This is a genomic window from Pseudomonas sp. Nvir, from assembly GCF_963778085.1.
Classification (GTDB): Bacteria; Pseudomonadota; Gammaproteobacteria; order Pseudomonadales; family Pseudomonadaceae; genus Aquipseudomonas; species Aquipseudomonas juntendi.
The window spans coordinates 4,038,826-4,057,612 of record NZ_OY970405.1 but is presented as its reverse complement, the minus strand read 5'-3'; the positions used below and the strand labels follow the sequence as shown (position 1 = coordinate 4,057,612).

Genomic DNA, 18,787 nt, shown 5'->3' with positions numbered 1-18,787 from the left:
GTGTGCCTCAGACCCGCGCTGCGGTCACGGCCGCCGAGCCCCAGGTGGTGCGCCAGCGTTGTTTCACGCCGTGCAGGCCGAACCAGGCCAGCAGGCCCAGGCTGGCGAACAGCCACAACCCCAGTTGGTAATCGCCAGTGTTCTGCTTGATGGTGCCCAGCCCCGCCGCCAGCAGGAAGCCACCCATACCACCGGCCATGCCGATCAGCCCGGTCATCACGCCGATTTCCTGGCGGAAGCGTTGCGGCACCAGTTGGAACACTGCGCCATTGCCGGCACCCAGGCCGAGCATGGCGCTGACGAACAGGGCCAGGGCGGCTGCCGCGGAGGGCAGGTTGAAGCCGACGGCAGCAATGCAGACGGCCGCTACGCTGTACATGCCCAGCAGCGTGCGGATGCCGCCAAAGCGGTCGGCCAGGGCGCCACCAAGCGGGCGCATCAGGCTGCCGGCGAACACGCAGGCCGCCGTGTAGTAGCCGGCGGTGACCGGGCTCAGGCCGTACTGATCGCTGAAGTAGCCGGGCAGGGCGCTGGCCAGGCCGATGAAACCACCGAACGTGACGCTGTAGAAGAACATGAACCACCAGCTGTCGCGGTCGCCCAGTGCCTTGAGGTAGTCGGCCATGGCTTTGGGCTTGGGCCGTTGTGGGGCGTTACGTGCCAGCAAGGCGAAGACCACCAGCGCCAGCGACAGTGGCAGCAGTGCAAAGCCGAAGACATTGTTCCAGCCAAAGCCGGCTGCCAGTGCCGGGGCGAGCAGGGCCGCGAACACCGTGCCCGAGTTGCCAGCCCCGGCGATGCCCATGGCCTTGCCTTGATGCTGTGGCGGGTACCACTGCGAAGCCAGTGGCAGCGACACGGCGAACGAGGCGCCGGCAAAACCGAGGAACACGCCCAGCAGCAGTGCCTGTTCATAGCTGTGCACGCCCAGGCGCCAGGCAGCGGCCAGCGCGACGATGACCACTACTTGGCCGATCAGGCCGGCGGTCTTGGGCGACAGGCGGTCCACCAGCACGCCCATGGCAAAGCGCAGGATGGCCCCGGCCAGGATCGGCACCGCCACCATCAAGCCCCGCTGTTGTGCGCTCAATTGCAGGTCGGCGGCAATCTGCACCGCCAGCGGGCCCAGCAGGTACCAGACCATGAAGCTGAGGTCGAAGTACAGGAACGCGGCGAACAGCGTGGGCACATGCCCGGATTTCCAGAAGCTGGTACTCATCGAACACCTCACTCGGTCATGCAACGGAACGAAAAAGACGCCGCCACCCGCTCCACGGCTGTGGAGGGGTGAGCGACGTCTTTGTCGGAATTTAAGTGGGGCAACCGCCGTTGGTTACCGGTGCGTTTTGTTCAGCAAGAGATGGGCCAACTGTGCCTGGGCAGGGTGGCCAGGCAGTGCACCTGCCCCCTCAGCCGAGCATCTCGTGCATGGCGATGATCTGCTCGGCCACCTGGATCAGCTTCTGTTGGCGGCTCATGGCCTGGCGGCGCATCAGGGTGTAGGCCTGTTCTTCGTTGCAGTCTTTCATTTTCATCAGCAGGCCCTTGGCTTGCTCGATACGCTTGCGTTCAGCCAGTTGCTGGTCGCGTGCCAGCAACTGGGCGCGCAGGGCCTGGTCGCTTTCGAAGCGAGCCATGGCCACGTCCAGAATCGGCTGCAACCGCGCCGCATGGATACCTTCCACGATATAGGCACTGACCCCTGCCTGGATCGCCTGGCGCATCACCCCGGGGTCGTGTTCGTCAGTGAACAGCACGATCGGTCGGGGTTGGTCACGGCTGACCAGCACCACATGCTCCATCACATCGCGGTCCGGTGAATCGGTATCGATCAGCACCACGTCCGGGCGCACCGTTTCGACGCAGGCGGGCAGGTCGATGGTCAGGCCTGGGGCTTCGGTGACGTCGAAGCCGGCCTCGGTCAAAGCGGCCTTGAGGCGGCCTAGTTTGCTCTGGGTGTCGTCGATCAGCAGGATGCGCAGCATGGTCGTTCCCCTTACCTGCCAACCTGGGCGTCGGGCAGCTCGCCCAACGCATGCAGGCTGAAGCTACGGGCATAGCCGTAGGGGTCGCTGCCGTCCCAGCGGCCACCGTCTATCAGCAGGCTGCTGCGCATGGGGTGCGCCGGGCATGCCACGCCCAGGCTCTGGGCGGCCTCGGTGTACAGCGCCAGGTGCTGGACCTGGCCCGCGACCTGGAGGTAATCCGGGTCTTCGCGCAGCAGGCCCCAGCGGCGAAACTGGGTCATGAACCACATTCCGTCGGACAGGTATGGGAAGTTGGCTCGGCCCTGGTCGAACAGGCGCAGGGCGTGCGGGTCTTGCCAGTGGTTGCCCAGGCCGTCCTGATAGTGGCCCAGCAGGCGTGGCTCGATGCTGGCCAGCGCGGTGTCCAGGTACGCGCTGCCACTGAGCAGTTGCGCGGCGCTGCGGCGGTTGTCCGGGTTTTGCTCGATGAACCGGCTGGCAGCGAGGATTGCCTTGATCAATGCGCGCGCGCTGTTGGGGTATTGTTCGGCGAAGGCCCGGGCACAGGCCAGGACCTTTTCCGGGTGGTCGGGCCAGATCGACTGGCTGGTGGCCAGGGTAAAGCCCTGGCCTTTGGCTACCGCGTCAGCGGCCCACGGCTCGCCGACGCAGAAGCCGTCGATGCGCCCGGCCTGGATGTGTGCGGCCATCTGCGCAGGCGGTACGACTACGCTGTCGACGTCACGCAAAGGGTGGATGCCCTGGCTGGCCAGCCAGTAATACAGCCACATGGCGTGAGTGCCCGTGGGGAAGGTCTGTGCAAAGGTCAGCCGCGGGCCATGTTGGTGCACCAGCCGCGCCAGTGCCTCAGGGTTGGTCACGCCTTTGCGTTGCAGGGTCGGGGACAGGTTGATGGCCTGGGCGTTCTGGTTCAGCCCCATGAGCACGGCCATGTCGCTGCCCGGCACACCACCGATGCCCAGGTGCACGGCGTAGACCAGCCCATACAGGCAGTGCGCGGCGTCCAGTTCGCCACTGACCAGTTTGTCCCGCAGGCCGGCCCACGAGCCCTGGCGCTTGAGGTTGAGGGTCAGGCCGTGCTGCTGGGCGAAGCCCTGGGTGGCGGCGACCACGACCGAGGCGCAGTCGGTGAGGCCCATGAAACCGATATTGAGGCTGGGTTTCTCCGGCGCGTCGCTGCCGTTGACCCAGGCCAGGGGCGTTGCTCGGGGTGCAGTGTTCACAAGGTTCCTCGCCCATACTGATAAGGCTGTGGGCAGTTGGGGTGCAACCGATGTGCCATTTACGCGATCACCTCGCCCCCAGCCCCCACGATGTGCTGTCATGCCGGCGCCGCGCTGGCTATAATCGCCCCCTCACTCACCCTGAGCCTTGCCCGCCCATGTATACCCTGGCCCGCCAGCTGCTGTTCAAGCTTTCCCCGGAAACTTCCCACGACCTGTCCTTGGACCTGATCGGTGCCGGTGGCCGTCTTGGCCTCAACGGCATGCTGTGCAAGCAACCGGCGGCGTTGCCGGTTTCGGTCATGGGCTTGAACTTCGCCAACCCGGTCGGCCTGGCCGCCGGCCTGGACAAGAATGGCGCGGCCATCGACGGCTTTGCCCAGTTGGGCTTCGGTTTCGTCGAAATCGGCACCGTCACGCCGCGCCCGCAGCCGGGGAACCCCAAGCCTCGGCTGTTCCGCCTGCCGCAAGCCACCGCCATCATCAACCGCATGGGCTTCAACAACCTGGGTGTCGACCACCTGCTGGGTCGTGTTCGTGCGTCGCGCTACAGCGGTGTGCTGGGTATCAACATCGGCAAGAACTTCGACACCCCGGTCGAGCGCGCGGTCGACGACTACCTGATCTGCCTGGACAAGGTGTACACCGCTGCCAGCTATATCACGGTCAACGTCAGTTCGCCGAACACCCCAGGCCTGCGCAGCCTGCAGTTCGGCGATTCGCTCAAGCAACTGCTCGATGCCCTGGCCGAGCGCCGTGAGCAGCTGGCTGCTGAACATGGCAAGCGCGTGCCGCTGGCGATCAAGATCGCCCCGGACATGAGCGACGAAGAAACCGCCCTGGTGGCGGCTGCATTGATGGAGTCGGGCATGGATGCGGTGATTGCCACCAACACCACGCTGGGCCGTGAGGGTGTCGAAGCGCTGCCGTATGGGGGCGAGGCAGGTGGCCTGTCAGGCGCGCCGGTGCTGGAGAAGAGCACCCATATCGTAAAGGTGCTGGCGGGTGAGCTGGGTGGCAAGTTGCCGATCATTGCCGCCGGTGGCATCACCGAAGGGCGCCACGCTGCCGAGAAGATCGCTGCCGGGGCGAGCCTGGTGCAGATCTATTCGGGCTTCATTTACAAGGGGCCGGCACTGATTCGCGAAGCGGTGGATGCGATCGCGGCGATGCCGCGCTAGTTTGGCGCTTTGCCAGCCCATTAAAAAGGGCCCCTTGAAGGGGCCCCTGGGCCTACGCCCGCCGCCCGATTGGGGCGTGCATGTAAATCGAATTCAGTGTCCTCGATCAGCCTACGGCGTGATTTTCGTTGAGTCTATGGATGCCAGCGGTGCCAGTCATTCCGTCCCAGTTATCGCCGCGACCTTCACGCCAGCCGTTGATCCAGGCTTGGCGAACAGAAGGAAGATTGAACGGGCAAAGTTCGCGGGATTTGCCGGTGACCCCGTATTGGTAGCCACGTGAATATGCTCTTTCCAACGGATCACGCTTAAGTCTTCTCATAGGGTGTTGCCCTCACTTGTTGACTGTAATGTCCCGTCGGCCTCTCCGAGGCCGGGCAGAGTCTTTCTGCCGGTTTGCGCTCGCTGCCGGCGTCGCGAGCTGAATGTGCCGCCTCGTTGCGAAGCGGCCTGAGACCAGTTCTATCGAATGCGAGTCACGGTGTGAATGATCGATTTGTCATAACGACGTAACGTTTGTGAGGGTGTGGGGATAAGTAAAGAAATGCGACTCAACCTTGTTTAGCGTTGAGCCCGCTACGATCGGGGTTTGCCGATCATTGACGTCATTTTGCCAGCGTCATTCAAGGAACAGAGAAATAATTTGAAATGCGACGAAGGGTCACATAGGGCTCTACGTCGCCAGAATTTTTCGTACTGCCTGATGATCTAAGCTGTCTTTGCCACCCGGCAAAGTGCAGATCTGTCAGGTGGCCCGGCCCGCTGCGGCACACGTTGTGCCCAACCGGCCACCTGCACGCCTGCTGGAAAGGCGTGCGGGCAAACATCGCGGGGCGATGCGTCGCCTCGTCAGTCAATAGCCCAAGGCTCTGGAATATTCATGTCGGACCGTTTCGAACTCTACCTCACCTGCCCCAAAGGCCTTGAAGGCCTGCTTGCCGAAGAGGCTAAAGGCCTTGGCCTGGACGAAGTGCGTGAGCACACCTCGGCCATCCGCGGCGCCGCCGACATGGAAACCGCCTACCGCCTGTGCATCTGGTCGCGTCTGGCCAACCGTGTGCTGCTGGTGCTCAAGCGTTTTTCCATGAAGAACGCCGACGACCTGTACGACGGCGTGCACGCCGTCGACTGGGCGGACCACCTGGCGGCCGATGGCACCCTGGCGGTCGAGTTCAGCGGCCATGGCTCGGGCATCGACAACACCCATTTCGGTGCGTTGAAGGTCAAGGATGCTATCGTCGACAAGCTGCGCAACCGCGAAGGCCTGCGCCCGTCGGTGGAAAAAATCGATCCTGACGTTCGCGTGCACCTGCGCCTGGAGCGCGGCGAGGCGATCCTGTCCCTCGACCTGTCCGGGCACAGCCTGCACCAGCGTGGCTATCGTCTGCAGCAGGGCGCCGCGCCGCTCAAGGAAAACCTGGCGGCCGCTGTGCTGATCCGCTCCGGCTGGCCGCGTATTGCCGCGCAAGGTGGCGCGCTGGCCGACCCGATGTGCGGTGTAGGTACGTTCCTTGTGGAAGCCGCCATGATTGCTGCCGACATTGCGCCCAACCTCAAGCGTGAACGCTGGGGTTTCAGCGCCTGGCTCGGCCATGTGCCGGCGCTCTGGCGCAAGGTGCATGAAGAAGCGCAGGCACGGGCCCAGGCTGGCCTGGCCAAACCCCCGCTGTGGATCCGTGGCTACGAGGCCGACCCGCGGCTGATTCAGCCGGGCCGTAACAACGTGGAGCGCGCAGGCCTGGGTGACTGGGTGAAAATCTACCAGGGCGAGGTCAGCACCTTCGAGCCGCGCCCGGACCAGAACCAGAAAGGCCTGGTCATCAGCAACCCGCCCTACGGTGAGCGCCTGGGCGACGAAGCCAGCCTGCTGTACCTCTACCAGAACCTGGGTGAGCGTCTGCGCCAGGCGTGCATGGGTTGGGAGGCTGCGGTATTCACCGGGGCGCCGCAATTGGGCAAGCGCATGGGCATTCGCAGCCACAAGCAGTACGCGTTCTGGAACGGCGCGTTGCCGTGCAAGCTGCTGTTGTTCAAGGTGCAGCCTGACCAGTTCGTCACCGGTGAGCGCCGCGAGGCACCGGCCGACACCCGTGAGGTCGGCCAGCAGGTGCCCGTCACCAGCGAGCCGGCACGCCTGTCGGAAGGGGCACAAATGTTTGCCAACCGCCTGCAGAAAAACCTCAGGCAACTGGGCAAATGGGCCCGACGCGAGCAGGTCGACTGCTATCGCCTGTACGATGCCGACATGCCTGAGTATGCCCTGGCAGTCGATCTGTACCACGACTGGGTACACGTGCAGGAATATGCCGCACCACGCTCGGTGGACCCGGACAAGGCCCAGGCGCGCCTGCTCGATGCCCTGGCGGCCATTCCGCAGGCATTGGGCATTGCCCCGCAGCGCGTGGTGCTCAAGCGCCGCGAGCGGCAAAGCGGTACCCGCCAGTACGAGCGTCAGGCTACCGAGGGCCGTTTCCAGGAAGTCAACGAAGGCGGCGTGAAGTTGTTGGTCAACCTCACCGATTACCTCGACACCGGCCTGTTCCTCGACCATCGTCCGATGCGCATGCGTATTCAGCGCGAAGCAGCCGGCAAGCGCTTCCTCAACCTGTTCTGCTACACCGCCACGGCCACCGTGCACGCGGCCAAGGGTGGGGCGCGCAGCACCACCAGCGTCGACCTGTCGAAAACCTACCTGGACTGGGCGCGACGCAACCTGGCGCTCAATGGTTATTCCGAGCGTAATCGGCTGGAGCAGAGTGATGTCATGGCCTGGCTGGAGGGTAACCGCGACAGCTACGACCTGATCTTCATCGACCCGCCAACCTTCTCCAACTCCAAGCGGATGGAAGGTGTGTTCGACGTGCAGCGTGACCACGTGCAGTTGCTGGACTTGGCCATGGCCCGCCTGGCGCCCGGTGGCGTGCTGTATTTCTCCAACAACTTCCGTAAGTTCCAGCTGGACGAACACCTGATGGCGCGCTACGCCGTGGAGGAAATAACGGCCCAGACCCTGGACCCGGATTTCGCCCGCAACAATCGCATCCACCGCGCCTGGCGCTTGCAGCTGCGCTGAGCCGACGGGGTACATTGCGCGGGTAGTGGCCAATAGCTATAGCTTGGTTCATGGCTGGATAATCCGCAGGACGCTGACGTGACGAGACGTGTGTATGTCAAAGTGTGGCGTGCTTGCGCGGGTGCCTGGCCTGCGCGCAGAGGCGATGTCCGCCTGGGTGATGGCCTTGATTGCGCTGCTGGCCGGCGGCCTGCTGACGGCCGCCCTGGCCCTGGCCACGCAGTCGTTGTACAACCAGCAGCTGCGCCAGCGCTTCGAGTTGCTGGCGGGCGAGCGCTTTGGCCGCATCGCCGAGCGTTTTGCCGAACAGCAGCAGCGCCTGGATGGGCTGCGCTGGTTTTTCAGCTATTCCGATGAAATAACCCCCCGGGAATTTGCCGGTTATGCCCGGCCGCTGCTGCACCGTACCCAGGCCTATGCCTGGGCCCCGCGTGTAGAGGCTGCGCAGCGCGCCATATTCGAACGCCAGGCCAGCACCCTTGCTGGCCCGGGCTTTATGATTCGCGATCAGGACCCGCAGGGGCAGTGGCGCCGCGCCCCCGCGCGCGACCTGTATTTTCCCGTGCTGTATAGCGCGTCAGGCACCTTGCCGGGGCTGCCATCTGGTCTCGACCTGGCTGCGCAGGATGCGGCCCGGGCAGTGCTTGCGCGGGCGCTGGTGCCGGGGAGCATGGCGGTGTCGCAGCCGCTGAAGTTGAATGCCAGCGAACCGGGCGTGCGCGGCCTGATGATGGTGGCCCCGGTATTCGCCGTTGCCACGCCCCACGGCGTGGCAGCGGGTTATGTGCTGGCCCTGTTGAGCATGCCTGAGCTGATCGGCGATGGCCGGCCAGTGGCGCCTGACGATAACCTGGTAACGCGCCTGGTTGACCCGTCCGGGCGGCAGGGCCCAGAAGTTCTGTACGACTCCAACAACCCCGTGGCGCCCCTGTCGCTGGTCAGCGATCAGGTGTTGCACCTGGCGGACCGCCAGCTGCTGCTGAGTATCCGCCCCAGCCTGGCATTCCTGCAGGCCAACCGTTCTTCGGCGGTGCTGGCAGTCGGTGCACTGGGCGGTTTGCTGAGCCTGCTGCTGAGCGTGCTGTTGTTCAACCTGTTCAGCCAGCGTCAACGGGCCTTGGCCCTGGTTGCACAGCGCACCGCAGCGCTGCAGGTCAGCGAACAGTCGCTGCGTGGCACCCACAACCAGCTGCGCAGCGTGCTGGATGCCGCGACCCAGGTTGCGATCATCGCCACCAACCTCAAAGGGGTGGTCAGCACCTTCAATGTCGGTGCCGAAAGCATGCTCGGTTACCCGGCCAGTGAAGCCATTGGCCGCCTGCGCCTTGAGCAACTGGTGCTGGCCGAGGAGCTGAGCCAGCGTGCGCATGCCTTGAGTTTGCGCTTTGGCCGCACCATTGCGGGGGGCCATGCACTGTTTGCCGAAACCGTATACGAACAGGGCGCCGAGCCAGGTGAGTGGACCTTGGTACGCGCCGACGGCAGCCAACTGGTAGCCAACATGTTGGTGACCGCCATGCTGGACGACCAGGGTTTATGGGTGGGTTACCTGGCCATCTGCATCGACGTCACTGAGCGGCGTCGGGTACATGAGGCATTGGCTGCGCGTGACCGGTTGCTGGAAAAACTCAGTGCCGAAGTACCGGGCGGCATCTACCAGTACAGGCTGGATGCAAACGGCCATTCGTGTTTCCCCTATGCCAGCAAGGGGCTGTACGACATTTATGAGCTTGACCTGCAGCAGCTGCGCGAAGATGCCGCCGCAGTGTACGAGCGCATTCACCCTGATGACCTGGAGCGGGTGAGCCGTTCGGTGCGCTACTCGGCCGAGCACCTGACGCCATGGCGCGAGGAGTACCGCGTGTGCCTGCCCCGGGCGGGCTTACGCTGGGTGCGTGGCGAGGCAACGCCGGAAGTGGGCGAGCAGGGCTGTACCTTGTGGCATGGCTACCTGACCGATATTTCCGATCTCAAGGGTGTGGAACACGAGTTGCGCAGGCTGTCGGTGACCGATTCGCTGACCGGCATCCATAACCGCCGTTACTTCCAGGAACGGCTGAAAAACGAGTTGGAGCGTGCCCAGCGAGATGGCCAGGCGCTGGCGGTGATCATGCTCGACATTGATCACTTCAAACGCATCAACGACCGTTTCGGCCATGCGGTCGGTGACCGGGTGCTGCGTAGCCTGTGCCAGCGCATCGGCCAGCGCTTGCGGCGGACCGATGTGTTCTGCAGGCTGGGCGGGGAGGAGTTCATGGTGCTGTGCCCGGGCACTGATGCCGAGCAGGCGCGTGTGCTGGCGCTGGAGCTTTGGCAGGGCGTGCGCAACGACCCGGTAGACGGCGTGGGCCAAGTCACCGCGAGTTTCGGCGTGGCCGGGTGGCGGCCGGGAGAGGGCGCCGACGCGTTGCTGTTGCGCGCCGATGCCGGGGTTTATGCGGCCAAGCAGGCCGGGCGGGACCGGGTAGAGGGGGAGTCTGCCTGACCGCGCTGCCAGGTGCTGGCCACTGCATCTTCAGCGCCTGTGAGATCGAGCGCCGCGCGGGCGGCGCTCGATGCATCAATTGGCAGCGGTGCTGCCGGCCAGCTTCGGCTGGCGGTACAGGTCCAGCAGCACCTGGTCCAGCACCTGCGAAGCACCCCAAGGTTTCGGGTCGTTGAGGATCGCCGCCACCGCCCAGGTGTGGCCGTTGCTGTCGCGGCTGAAACCGGCTATTGCGCGCACCGTGTTCAGGGTGCCGGTCTTGATGTGCCCTTCGCCGGCCATGGCGGTGCGCTTGAGGCGCTTGCGCATGGTGCCATCCATGCCCACCAGCGGCATCGAACTCATGTATTCGGCAGCGTAGGGGCTCTTCCAGGCTGCCTGCAGCATCTCGGCCATTTCCCGGGTGCTGACGCGCTCGGCTCGCGACAGGCCAGAACCGTTTTCCATCACCAGGTGCGGCGCGGTAATGCCTTTTTTCGCCAGCCACTGGCGTACCACGCGCTGTGCGGCACGCGCATCGTCGCCATCGGCATCGGTGCGGAACTGTGCGCCAAGGCTGAGGAACAACTGCTGGGCCATGGTGTTGTTGCTGTACTTGTTGATGTCGCGGATCACTTCGACCAGGTCTGGGGAGAAGGCACGTGCCAGCAGGCGGGCACTCTTGGGCACGTTCTCGACACGGTCGCCGCCCTGGATGGTGCCGCCCAGCTCGTTCCAGATGGCACGTACGGCACCGGCCGCGTAAGTCGGGTGGTCAAGCAGGGCCAGGTAAGTCTGCGAGTTACAACCGTCACCCAGTTGGCCGCTGACCGTCACACTGATGCCGTTGGCCTGAGGCACTGGGTTGTAGCGCACATCGCCACTGCATTGTTTCGAGGCCACAGGCTTGACCTGGTTGTCGATGCGGATGCTGGCAATCGGTGGCTCCACCGCAATGGTGACCTTGCCGCCATCGTTGCGGGCAACAAAGCGCAGGGCCTTGAGGTTGACCAGCAGCGAGTCGGGCTTGACCAGGAACGGCTTGTTTTCGTCACCGCCGTCGTCGTTGAACTGGGGCAGGTTGGGTTGCACGAAGTGGCTACGGTCCAATACCAGGTCACCGGTGACGGTGCGCACACCATTGGCGCGCAGGTCACGCATCAGCAGCCACAGCTTTTCCATGTTCAGCTTGGGGTCACCGCCGCCTTTGAGGTACAGGTTGCCGTTGAGCACCCCGTTGCTCAGGGTGCCGTCGGTGTAGAACTCGGTCTTCCACTGAAAGGTCGGGCCAAGCAGCTCGAGGGCTGCGTAGGTGGTAACCAGTTTCATGGTCGAGGCCGGGTTTACCGACACGTCGGCATTGAACACGGTGGGAACACCGGGGCCATCCAGGGGCAGCATGACCAGCGACAGTGCGGTGTCTTGCAGTTTGTTGGCTTTGAGCGCCTGCTGCACTTTGGCAGGCAAGGTGGTGTTGACGGCTGCGGCTTGGCTGGGCAAGGCGAAGGGCAATAGCAGGCCGGCGAGTACGAGGGGACGAAGCGTTTTGATCATGGTGAGCAAATACCCTGCAGCGAGGGAAAAGGACATTGGGGCTGTAAGCGATGATGGCCCCACGAGCTAAAGAAACCGCATTATGCCCCAAGCGTAGCGACGATGCGCCACGTTCGACGGAAAACCATCGCCAATAAAAAGGCCACCTCGAGAGGTGGCCTTTCTTCGATCGAACCGGGCTGAGGGTTACTCAGCCTTGTTGATCGGCTTTTCCGGGTACCAGGCGTCCAGCAACGGGCTGACTTCGATCTTGGTCAGTTCGCTGCGGCCTTTGAGCCAGGCTTCGACGGCGGCGCGTTGTTCTTCGCTGACCGAGCCGCGTTTGACCGAGCACACCAGGCCGTAATCGTCACCGCCTACATAATCCAGGCCGTTGGCGTCCATGGCTTCAGCCAGGAACGCGTCGAGGAAAGCATCGATTGCCTGGTCATCCAGATCTTCCTTGAATTCCAGGTTCAGCTCGAAGCCCAATTCCTGAAACTCGTCGACACACAGCTTCTTGCGCAGACGACGGGAGCGGTTTGTGGCCATGAAACAATCCTCTTAGGTAATAACGCCGCGCAGTCTACCAGTTAACACACGTGGCTGCCTGCCTGAGTGTCGGCGGGTGGCGCCAACTCCCTGGCCAGGGCGCGCTCCACCCGGCGCATGTGGCGTGCCAGTGCCTGGCGCTTCAAGCGTAGCTGGGCAGGGGGGAGGGTGCCGGCTTCCAGCGCTTCGCATGCCGCCATCAGGGCGGGTGCCTTGAGCATGCGTGCGGCGCTCAGCACCTTGTGGGCCTGGTCGGCGATGGCTGTGCTGTCGTGCTGCGGGTCCAGCGCCATCAAGCTGAGCAGGTCGGCCTGCAGGCTCTGCAGTAGCGCTTGCAGAAAACGCTGGCGGTCGTCGGGTGCTGGCCCGGTCACGGCCGCCAGGCCGTCCAGTTCGTACAACCTGCCCGGGGGGCATTGCTGGCGGCGCGGGTGAATGCCGGCCAGGCACTGGCTGAGCGTACTCAGGCTGATGGGCTTGAGCAGGCAGTCGTCCATGCCGGCGCTCAGGCACTTGCGACGGACCTCTGGCTGGGCGTTGGCGGTATAACCCAGGATGGTGCAGCGCGGCCGCTGGCCATGGCGTTCTTCGGTGCGCACGGCGGTTGCCAGCTGATAGCCGTTCATGTGCGGCATGTTGCAGTCCAGCACCAGCACGTCGAAATCACCGGCGCGCCAGGCGGCCAGGCCTTCCCGGCCATCCCGGGCGCTGGCATGCTGCAGGCCCAGATAACCGAGCTGCTGCGCCATCAGTTCCAGGTTGGCCGGGTGATCGTCGATCACCAGCACGCGCAGACCGGGGTCGGGAACGTCCAGGCATTCCGGCAACTGGGCGGGTTGCGCTGCAGCATCGACCCGTTGCAACGGCATCTTCAGGCGCACCTGGGTGCCGACATCCTCCAGGCTCTTGATGGTCAGGCTGCCCCCCATCATGTCGCACAGGTTGCGGCAGATGGCCAGACCGAGCCCGGTGCCCGCGCGGGCACCCTGGCTGTGCGGGTTGGCCTGGATGAACGGGTTGAACAGGCGTTCCAGGTCGTCGGGATGGATGCCGATACCACTGTCGCGCACCTCCAGGTCCAGCATTGCAGGCCTGCCAGGGGCTTCGTCCAGCAGGCTGACGCAGATGCGTACCTGGCCATGCTCGGTGAACTTGATGGCGTTGCTCACCAGGTTGGACAGCACTTGCTTGAAACGCAGGGGGTCGAGCAACGCGTGGCAACTTGCGGCCGGTTCGATGATCACTTCCAGCGCCAGGCCTTTTTGCCGTGCCTGGCCATCGAACATGCGCCCCACCGACTCGACCAACGCTGCCAGGTCGACCACCTCGGGGGCCAGAGAGAGATGCCCGGATTCGATGCGCACGATATCGAGAATGTCACCGATCAGGCCCAGCAGGTCTTTGGCCGAATGGTGCGCCAAGGCCAGCGCGCTGCGGTCCACCCACCCTTGATCGGCGCGTTTGACCGCCAGTTCGAGCATGCCGATGACGGCATTCATGGGGGTGCGGATTTCGTGGCTGATAGTGGCCAGGAAGGTGCTTTTGGCGCGGTTGGCATTGTCGGCCTGCTGCTTGGCCTGGCGCAGTTCCGTGACCAGCTGGCGGCGGTCGCTGATGTCGATCCAGCCGCCGATGATGCCCTGCACTTCACCCAGCGAATCACGGTAGGGCAGGATCCAGTGGTAGATGGTCATCTCCCGGCCCTTGATCCGCAACGGGCGGTCCATGATCAGGGGGGAGCCGGCAGCCATCACTTTGTGGTAATCCGCCTGGATCTGCCGGGTCTGTTCGGCGTCGGCGAACAGGCTGGCGCTCAGCTGTTTGCCGATAACCTGCTCGGAGCGGGCCTGCACCGCCTCCAGGTAGCTGTAGTTGCAGCTTTGCAGGCGGCCATCGCGGTCGCGCACGTACATGGGGTGAGGGGTGCCGTTGAGCAGTGCGCGCATGAATGCCAGTTGGTCGTTCAGCGCCCTTTCGGCGCGCTGGCGCTGACGGATCTGCAAGCGCAGGCGGGCGTTCCAGAGCAACGCCAGCAGAAGCAGCACCGCCGTGGCCAGTACCACCTGCAGCGCCAGCCGGCGGTAGCTCTGGCTCTTGCTGTCTTCGTGCGGGCCAAAGCTGCGCCAGCGGTTGTTTATGACACCCAGTTCCTCGGGCGAAATGCTCTGCAGGGCCTTGTCGAGAATCGAGGCCAAAGCCGGTGAAGACGCGTTGGTGGCCATGGCGTAGTTGGCGGGCTCGCCGCCGACCGAGGTGCGGATGACCAGGTCGGGGTTGCTGGCCAGGGCGTGGTTGGCATCGATCAGGGTGGTGATCACCGCATCGACGGCGCCGCTGTTGAGCAACGCCATGGAATAGAACGCGCTGGCGCTCTCGACCCAGCCAATGTGCGGATAATGCTGCGGCAACGTGGCATGCATGGCGCTGTGGCGGGTAAAGGCGATGCGGTGGCCCTGCAACTGCTCCAGGGACCCTGGGGCCGGTTTGTCCTTGCGGCTAACCAGAACATAGGCGCTTTCCAGGTACGGCCGGCTGATCTGCAGGTCCTTGTCGACCAACCCGGCGATGGCCAGGGCGGCGATCACGTCAGCGCGGCCATCCTTCAAGCGGGCGATCATGTCGGCAATGCCACTGGCCCGCTGTACCTCGAAGCGCAAGCCGGTGCGCAGGCGAATGAGCTCCAGCAGGTCAGCAGTGATGCCGCGAAAATGCCCCGAGCCATCGAAGTAGGACAAGGGCGCAGCGGTGTCGTCAATGGCCACACGCATCACGGGGTGCTGTTGCAGCCATTGTTGCTCTGTTGCGCTCAATTGCAGGTTGCGGTCGGTCAACAGCAGGTCGCTGCCGGCGCTCCAGCGTTTGAAGATACTGGCACGCATGGCGGGGGGCTGGCTATCGAGGATGGTATCGACCAGTTCCCTCAGTACGGTGTCCTGCTGGCGCAGGGCAAAGCCGAAGCCGATGGCTTCGTGCTTGCCGAAGTTGGCCATGCGCAGGCGTGGCAGGTGGCCGCGGTTGAGCTGGTAGTGGGTGGAAATGGTGTCGCCGATGAACACGTCGGCCTGGCCGAACGCTACGGCATTCAACGCCTGGCTGGAGGACTCGAACGTCAGCAGCTCGGCATCGGGGTAGGCGTTGAGCAGTTCTGCCTCGGGCAGGTAGTGATAGAGCATGCCCAGGCGCATGCCGGCCAGGCCCGTGTCCAGTGCCCGCGTTTCGTCTTCGCGTGTGACCAGCACCGGCTGGTCAACGGCATAGGGGTGCGACAAGGCCAGGCCGTCGCTGGCCGCTTCGTAGCCATTGGCGCTGCCCAGCAGGTCGATGTCGCCTTGCCGGAGTGCTTCCAAAGCGGCCTGCCGGCTGGGAAAACGCAGCACCCGGACCGGCAACTCCAGGGCCGTGCCGATCAGGTTTGCATATTCGGCGGTAAGCCCCTGGTAGTCACGGCCGCCACTGGTGATGTCGAACGGCGGGTAGTCAGGGGCCGATGTTCCCAGCACCAGTTCCTGGCGCCCTGCAAGCCATTGCCGTTGCTCGGCGTTGAGTTCCGGTGGCGCTGGCATAGCCGACGAACGCGGGAGGAGCGTGTACGATGCAGTTTCGTGGTGGGTGGCCACTGCCGCGCTGCTGAACAGCAGCAGCGCGAGCAGCAAGCGGGCGAAAGGGCGGGCCATGACCATGCTCAGACCAGTGCGTTGCGCTTGGCCATCTCGATCAGGTCGACCAACGTACTGACCTGCAGCTTTTGCATGAGGCGCTTCTTGTAGGTACTCACGGTCTTGCTGCTGAGGAACATGCCCTTGGCAATTTCCTTGTTGCTGCGCCCTTGGGCGAAGAGTTGCAGCACCATCAGTTCGCGATCATTTACCTGGCGGAAAAGTTGCAGGTCGCTCGTGGTTACCTGGTCATGCTTTATTGCCTGGCTGGGGAAGTAGTTATAACCGGCCAGCACGGCCTTGATTGCACTCAGCAGTTCACCGAGGTCCTCCTGCTTGCACACATAACCGGCAGCACCCGAGTGCATGCAGCGCACGGCAAACAACGCCGGGGCCTGGGCAGTCAGCACCAGCACTTTCATGGGCAGCGCCATGGCCTGGAAGCGCGCAAGCACCTCCAGCCCGTCTAGCTTGGGGATGCTGATGTCGAGGATGACCAGGTCGGGGTGGCTCTCGCGGATCATCTGCATCGCGTCCACGCCATTGTCCGACTCACCGACAATCTTGTAATTCTGGTTTTCCAGCAGCATGCGGACGGCAAGGCGGATGACCGGATGATCGTCAACAATAAATATGGAATGCATGTTCAACTTGCCTGCGGTCAATTGTGGGTGACAGGCGGCACCTTATCGCAGTTGGAAGTCAACGGGCATGCAAGGAAGGGCTGTTTGCCCCATATGGGAAATGGCTTACAAGATAAAGCAAAACGGGCTACGAGATAATCGTGCGCGACCCAATGTCAAAGTGCATTTGGTAACTTTTCGTTGGCAAATTAAACGTGTTGTTTAATTTGCCCTCGGTATATGTAGGAAGTTTCCTGTAACACAGGTGCAGCACCGGCACGCTGGCCGGTCTGCACCGCCATGGCTCAGCCCGGGCCCGAGCGCCCGGTCATTTCCCTGGCCATTTCGCTGGCGTAGCTGTCGGTCATGCCGGCGATGAAATCGATCATGCGCAGGAACGCGTTGTACAGCGAGCCGTGTGGGTCTGGTGCACTGTTGCCGAGCAGGTCCATGACGCGCCGGCTCTTGAACGAGGGTGTGCGCCCGCCGTGTTGTTCGAGCGCCGCGCCGCAGAAGGTATTGAGCAGGATTTCCAGTGTGGTGTAGGCGCCGATTTCGTGCAGGGTCTTGCGCTTGTCCTGGAAGATCTTGTTGCGCGCCATGTCTTTGGCCTGCAGCACGCAGCGCTTGGCCGGGCCGTGCATGTGTTCGACCAGGTCGCCTGGCAGTTGCCCGGCCAGCAACGCGTGCTGCTGCTCGACAAAAGCCTGGGCGGCAGCGTTGGTCAAGTGCTCGATGGCCTTGCCACGCAGGATGGCCAGCTTGCGCCGGCGGGAGTCGCCGGGGCCCAGTTGGCGATAGGTTTCCGGCAGATCGTCGCCGACCAGGTCGAGCAACAAGGCTTCGACTTCGCCGTATTGCAGCAAGTCCATCTCCAGGCCGTCTTCCAGGTCGATCAGCGCGTAGCAGATGTCATCGGCCGCTTCCATCAGGTACACCAGCGGGTGGCGCGCCCAGCGCTGGTGCTCCAGCTGTGGCAGGCCGAGCTTGCGGGCGATCTGTTCCAGCAGTGGCAGCTCGCTCTGATAACTGCCGAACTTGTGCTTCTTGTAGCCCAGGGCGTCGGCATGGCGGGCGCTCCAGGGGTATTTGAGGTAGGTGCCGAGGGTGGCATAGGTCAACCGGGTGCCACCGTCGAACTGGTGGTACTCCAGTTGCGTAAGCACGCGGAAGCCCTGCGCATTGCCCTCGAAATTGAGGAAGTCGGCACGCTCGTCATCACCCATGTCGTCCAGCCACCCGCGCCCGGCCGCCTGCTGGAACCAGTGACGTATGGCGTCTTCGCCAGAATGGCCGAATGGCGGGTTGCCGATGTCGTGGGCCAGGCAGGCCGACTGCACGATCATCCCCAGGTCGCTGGGCGCGCACCAGTCTGGCAAGCTTTCGCGCAGGGTTTCACCCACGCGCATGCCCAGCGAACGCCCCACGCAACTGACTTCCAGCGAATGGGTCAGGCGCGTGTGAATGTGATCGTTACTGGTGACGGGGTGCACTTGGGTCTTGCGCCCCAGGCGGCGAAAGGCGCCCGAGAAAATGATGCGGTCGTGGTCTTTGTGGAAGGGGCTGCGCCCGAGTTCTTCGGCGCTATACAGGGCTTTGCCCAGACGTTCGCGGGTGAGCAGGGTGTGCCAGTCCAAGGCGCGGTCTCCAGGGGGTCAAAGGCTATAGCTTCTGGTGTGCTGTGCCTGCGCGCAAGTGGCAGGGGCAACGCTGGCCGCTGGCACGCATTACCCGCGAATGGCCGGTGGCGGCACCGACACATTCGCGGTCGAGCCTGCGCCCATGCACCGCCTTCAGCGGCGACGGCTACCTTGCAGGTACAGGCGCACCAGCGGCAGCAGGCTGGTGCCCAGGCGCACAAGCCTGCGCAGGTTGCCGCTGCGCACGCCCTTGCCGGTCATGAAGCCCAGGGCTACCACAGCGCCAATGCCCCACAGCGGCGCGTGTTTGATGCCCAAGCCGTCGTGCAGCGAGCTGCCCATGCCGCGCATGCGCTGCAACGGTGCCAGCAGTTGCCCGGATTCGTGGCGGATCTCCTGGCGGTGCATTTCCATGCGCAGGCGCAGCAACGCCTTGCGCAGCTCGCGTGGGTTTCGTGTGTTCGGCAGTTGTGGCAGGTTCATGGCAACAAGCGCTCCCGGTCCTTGGCGAGTTCTTCGAGGGTGGCGTTGAAGGGAGATGACTCGTCGAACACCGCTGCCTTCAACCGTACACCGCAATACAGTGCAGCCAGGCTATAGAACACGCACAGGCCGATGATGCCGGCAAGGCGATAGCTGTCCCACAGCAGCACCAGTAGCAAGCCCGACAGTGCAGTGAGCAGCAGCAGGGCGAACACCAGTGCCAGGCCGGCGAACAACAGCAACCTCAGCGTGCGGCCTTTCTGCTCCTGCAGCTCGATACCGAACAGCTCGATATGGCTGTGCAGCAGCCCCAGCGCGGCTGCGCCCAGGCGCCTGCCCGATGCGCCGGCGCCGTTGGCTTCGTTCTCCAT

The 18,787-nt window shown here is 63.9% G+C and carries 14 protein-coding genes; 3 read left to right on the top strand and 11 right to left on the bottom strand.

Annotated features, from left to right (window positions below):
- Positions 1-7 precede the first annotated feature (7 nt).
- From AACG97_RS19585 to AACG97_RS19575, 3 genes are all read right to left on the bottom strand, one after another.
- Positions 8-1,219, bottom strand: coding sequence for a nitrate/nitrite transporter (locus AACG97_RS19585; RefSeq protein WP_115294487.1), 1,212 nt, complete (start codon positions 1,217-1,219; stop codon positions 8-10).
- A gap of 190 nt (positions 1,220-1,409) precedes the next feature.
- Positions 1,410-1,985, bottom strand: coding sequence for an ANTAR domain-containing response regulator (locus tag AACG97_RS19580; RefSeq protein WP_009684013.1), 576 nt, complete (start codon positions 1,983-1,985; stop codon positions 1,410-1,412).
- 11 nt (positions 1,986-1,996) lie between these two features.
- Positions 1,997-3,211 (bottom strand): CmpA/NrtA family ABC transporter substrate-binding protein, encoded by a 1,215-nt coding sequence (locus AACG97_RS19575; protein WP_009684012.1) that lies wholly within the window; start codon positions 3,209-3,211, stop codon positions 1,997-1,999.
- 158 nt (positions 3,212-3,369) lie between these two features.
- Here AACG97_RS19575 and AACG97_RS19570 point away from each other — a divergent pair, with 158 nt between their 5' ends.
- Positions 3,370-4,392: a quinone-dependent dihydroorotate dehydrogenase gene (locus AACG97_RS19570; protein ID WP_009684011.1), complete on the top strand. Its 1,023-nt coding sequence runs from the start codon at positions 3,370-3,372 to the stop codon at positions 4,390-4,392.
- A gap of 106 nt (positions 4,393-4,498) precedes the next feature.
- Here AACG97_RS19570 and rmf read toward each other — a convergent pair whose 3' ends face one another.
- Positions 4,499-4,714: a ribosome modulation factor gene (rmf, locus tag AACG97_RS19565; RefSeq protein WP_003248687.1), complete on the bottom strand. Its 216-nt coding sequence runs from the start codon at positions 4,712-4,714 to the stop codon at positions 4,499-4,501.
- A 558-nt stretch (positions 4,715-5,272) separates the two neighbouring features.
- Between rmf and rlmKL the strand changes: the two genes are divergently transcribed.
- On the top strand, positions 5,273-7,465 hold the full coding sequence (rlmKL, locus tag AACG97_RS19560) for a bifunctional 23S rRNA (guanine(2069)-N(7))-methyltransferase RlmK/23S rRNA (guanine(2445)-N(2))-methyltransferase RlmL (protein ID WP_182389134.1): 2,193 nt from the start codon (positions 5,273-5,275) through the stop codon (positions 7,463-7,465).
- Between the two features lie 94 nt (positions 7,466-7,559).
- Positions 7,560-9,950, top strand: a complete 2,391-nt coding sequence (locus tag AACG97_RS19555) for a sensor domain-containing diguanylate cyclase (protein WP_232554986.1) — start codon at positions 7,560-7,562, stop codon at positions 9,948-9,950.
- Positions 9,951-10,025: 75 nt separating this feature from the next.
- Here the strand turns inward: AACG97_RS19555 and dacB are convergent, their stop codons facing one another.
- The 7 genes from dacB to AACG97_RS19520 all read right to left on the bottom strand — a co-directional run bounded on the left by dacB (position 10,026) and on the right by AACG97_RS19520 (position 18,787).
- Positions 10,026-11,483, bottom strand: a complete 1,458-nt coding sequence (dacB, locus tag AACG97_RS19550; RefSeq protein ID WP_029887788.1) for a D-alanyl-D-alanine carboxypeptidase/D-alanyl-D-alanine endopeptidase — start codon at positions 11,481-11,483, stop codon at positions 10,026-10,028.
- 186 nt (positions 11,484-11,669) lie between these two features.
- Positions 11,670-12,014, bottom strand: coding sequence for a YggL family protein (locus AACG97_RS19545; protein WP_009684007.1), 345 nt, complete (start codon positions 12,012-12,014; stop codon positions 11,670-11,672).
- Between the two features lie 41 nt (positions 12,015-12,055).
- On the bottom strand, positions 12,056-15,688 hold the full coding sequence (locus AACG97_RS19540) for an ATP-binding protein (RefSeq protein WP_197885342.1): 3,633 nt from the start codon (positions 15,686-15,688) through the stop codon (positions 12,056-12,058).
- An 8-nt stretch (positions 15,689-15,696) separates the two neighbouring features.
- Positions 15,697-16,314: a response regulator transcription factor gene (locus AACG97_RS19535; RefSeq protein ID WP_009684005.1), complete on the bottom strand. Its 618-nt coding sequence runs from the start codon at positions 16,312-16,314 to the stop codon at positions 15,697-15,699.
- Between the two features lie 284 nt (positions 16,315-16,598).
- A complete protein-coding gene (locus AACG97_RS19530; protein ID WP_115294484.1) occupies positions 16,599-17,930 on the bottom strand; it encodes a deoxyguanosinetriphosphate triphosphohydrolase in 1,332 nt (443 codons plus the stop codon).
- 156 nt (positions 17,931-18,086) lie between these two features.
- Complete coding sequence (locus AACG97_RS19525) at positions 18,087-18,416, bottom strand: hypothetical protein (RefSeq protein WP_197885340.1); 330 nt, start codon at positions 18,414-18,416, stop codon at positions 18,087-18,089.
- Complete coding sequence (locus AACG97_RS19520) at positions 18,413-18,787, bottom strand: phage holin family protein (protein ID WP_009684002.1); 375 nt, start codon at positions 18,785-18,787, stop codon at positions 18,413-18,415. Before AACG97_RS19520 ends, AACG97_RS19525 begins: the two co-directional genes overlap by 4 nt.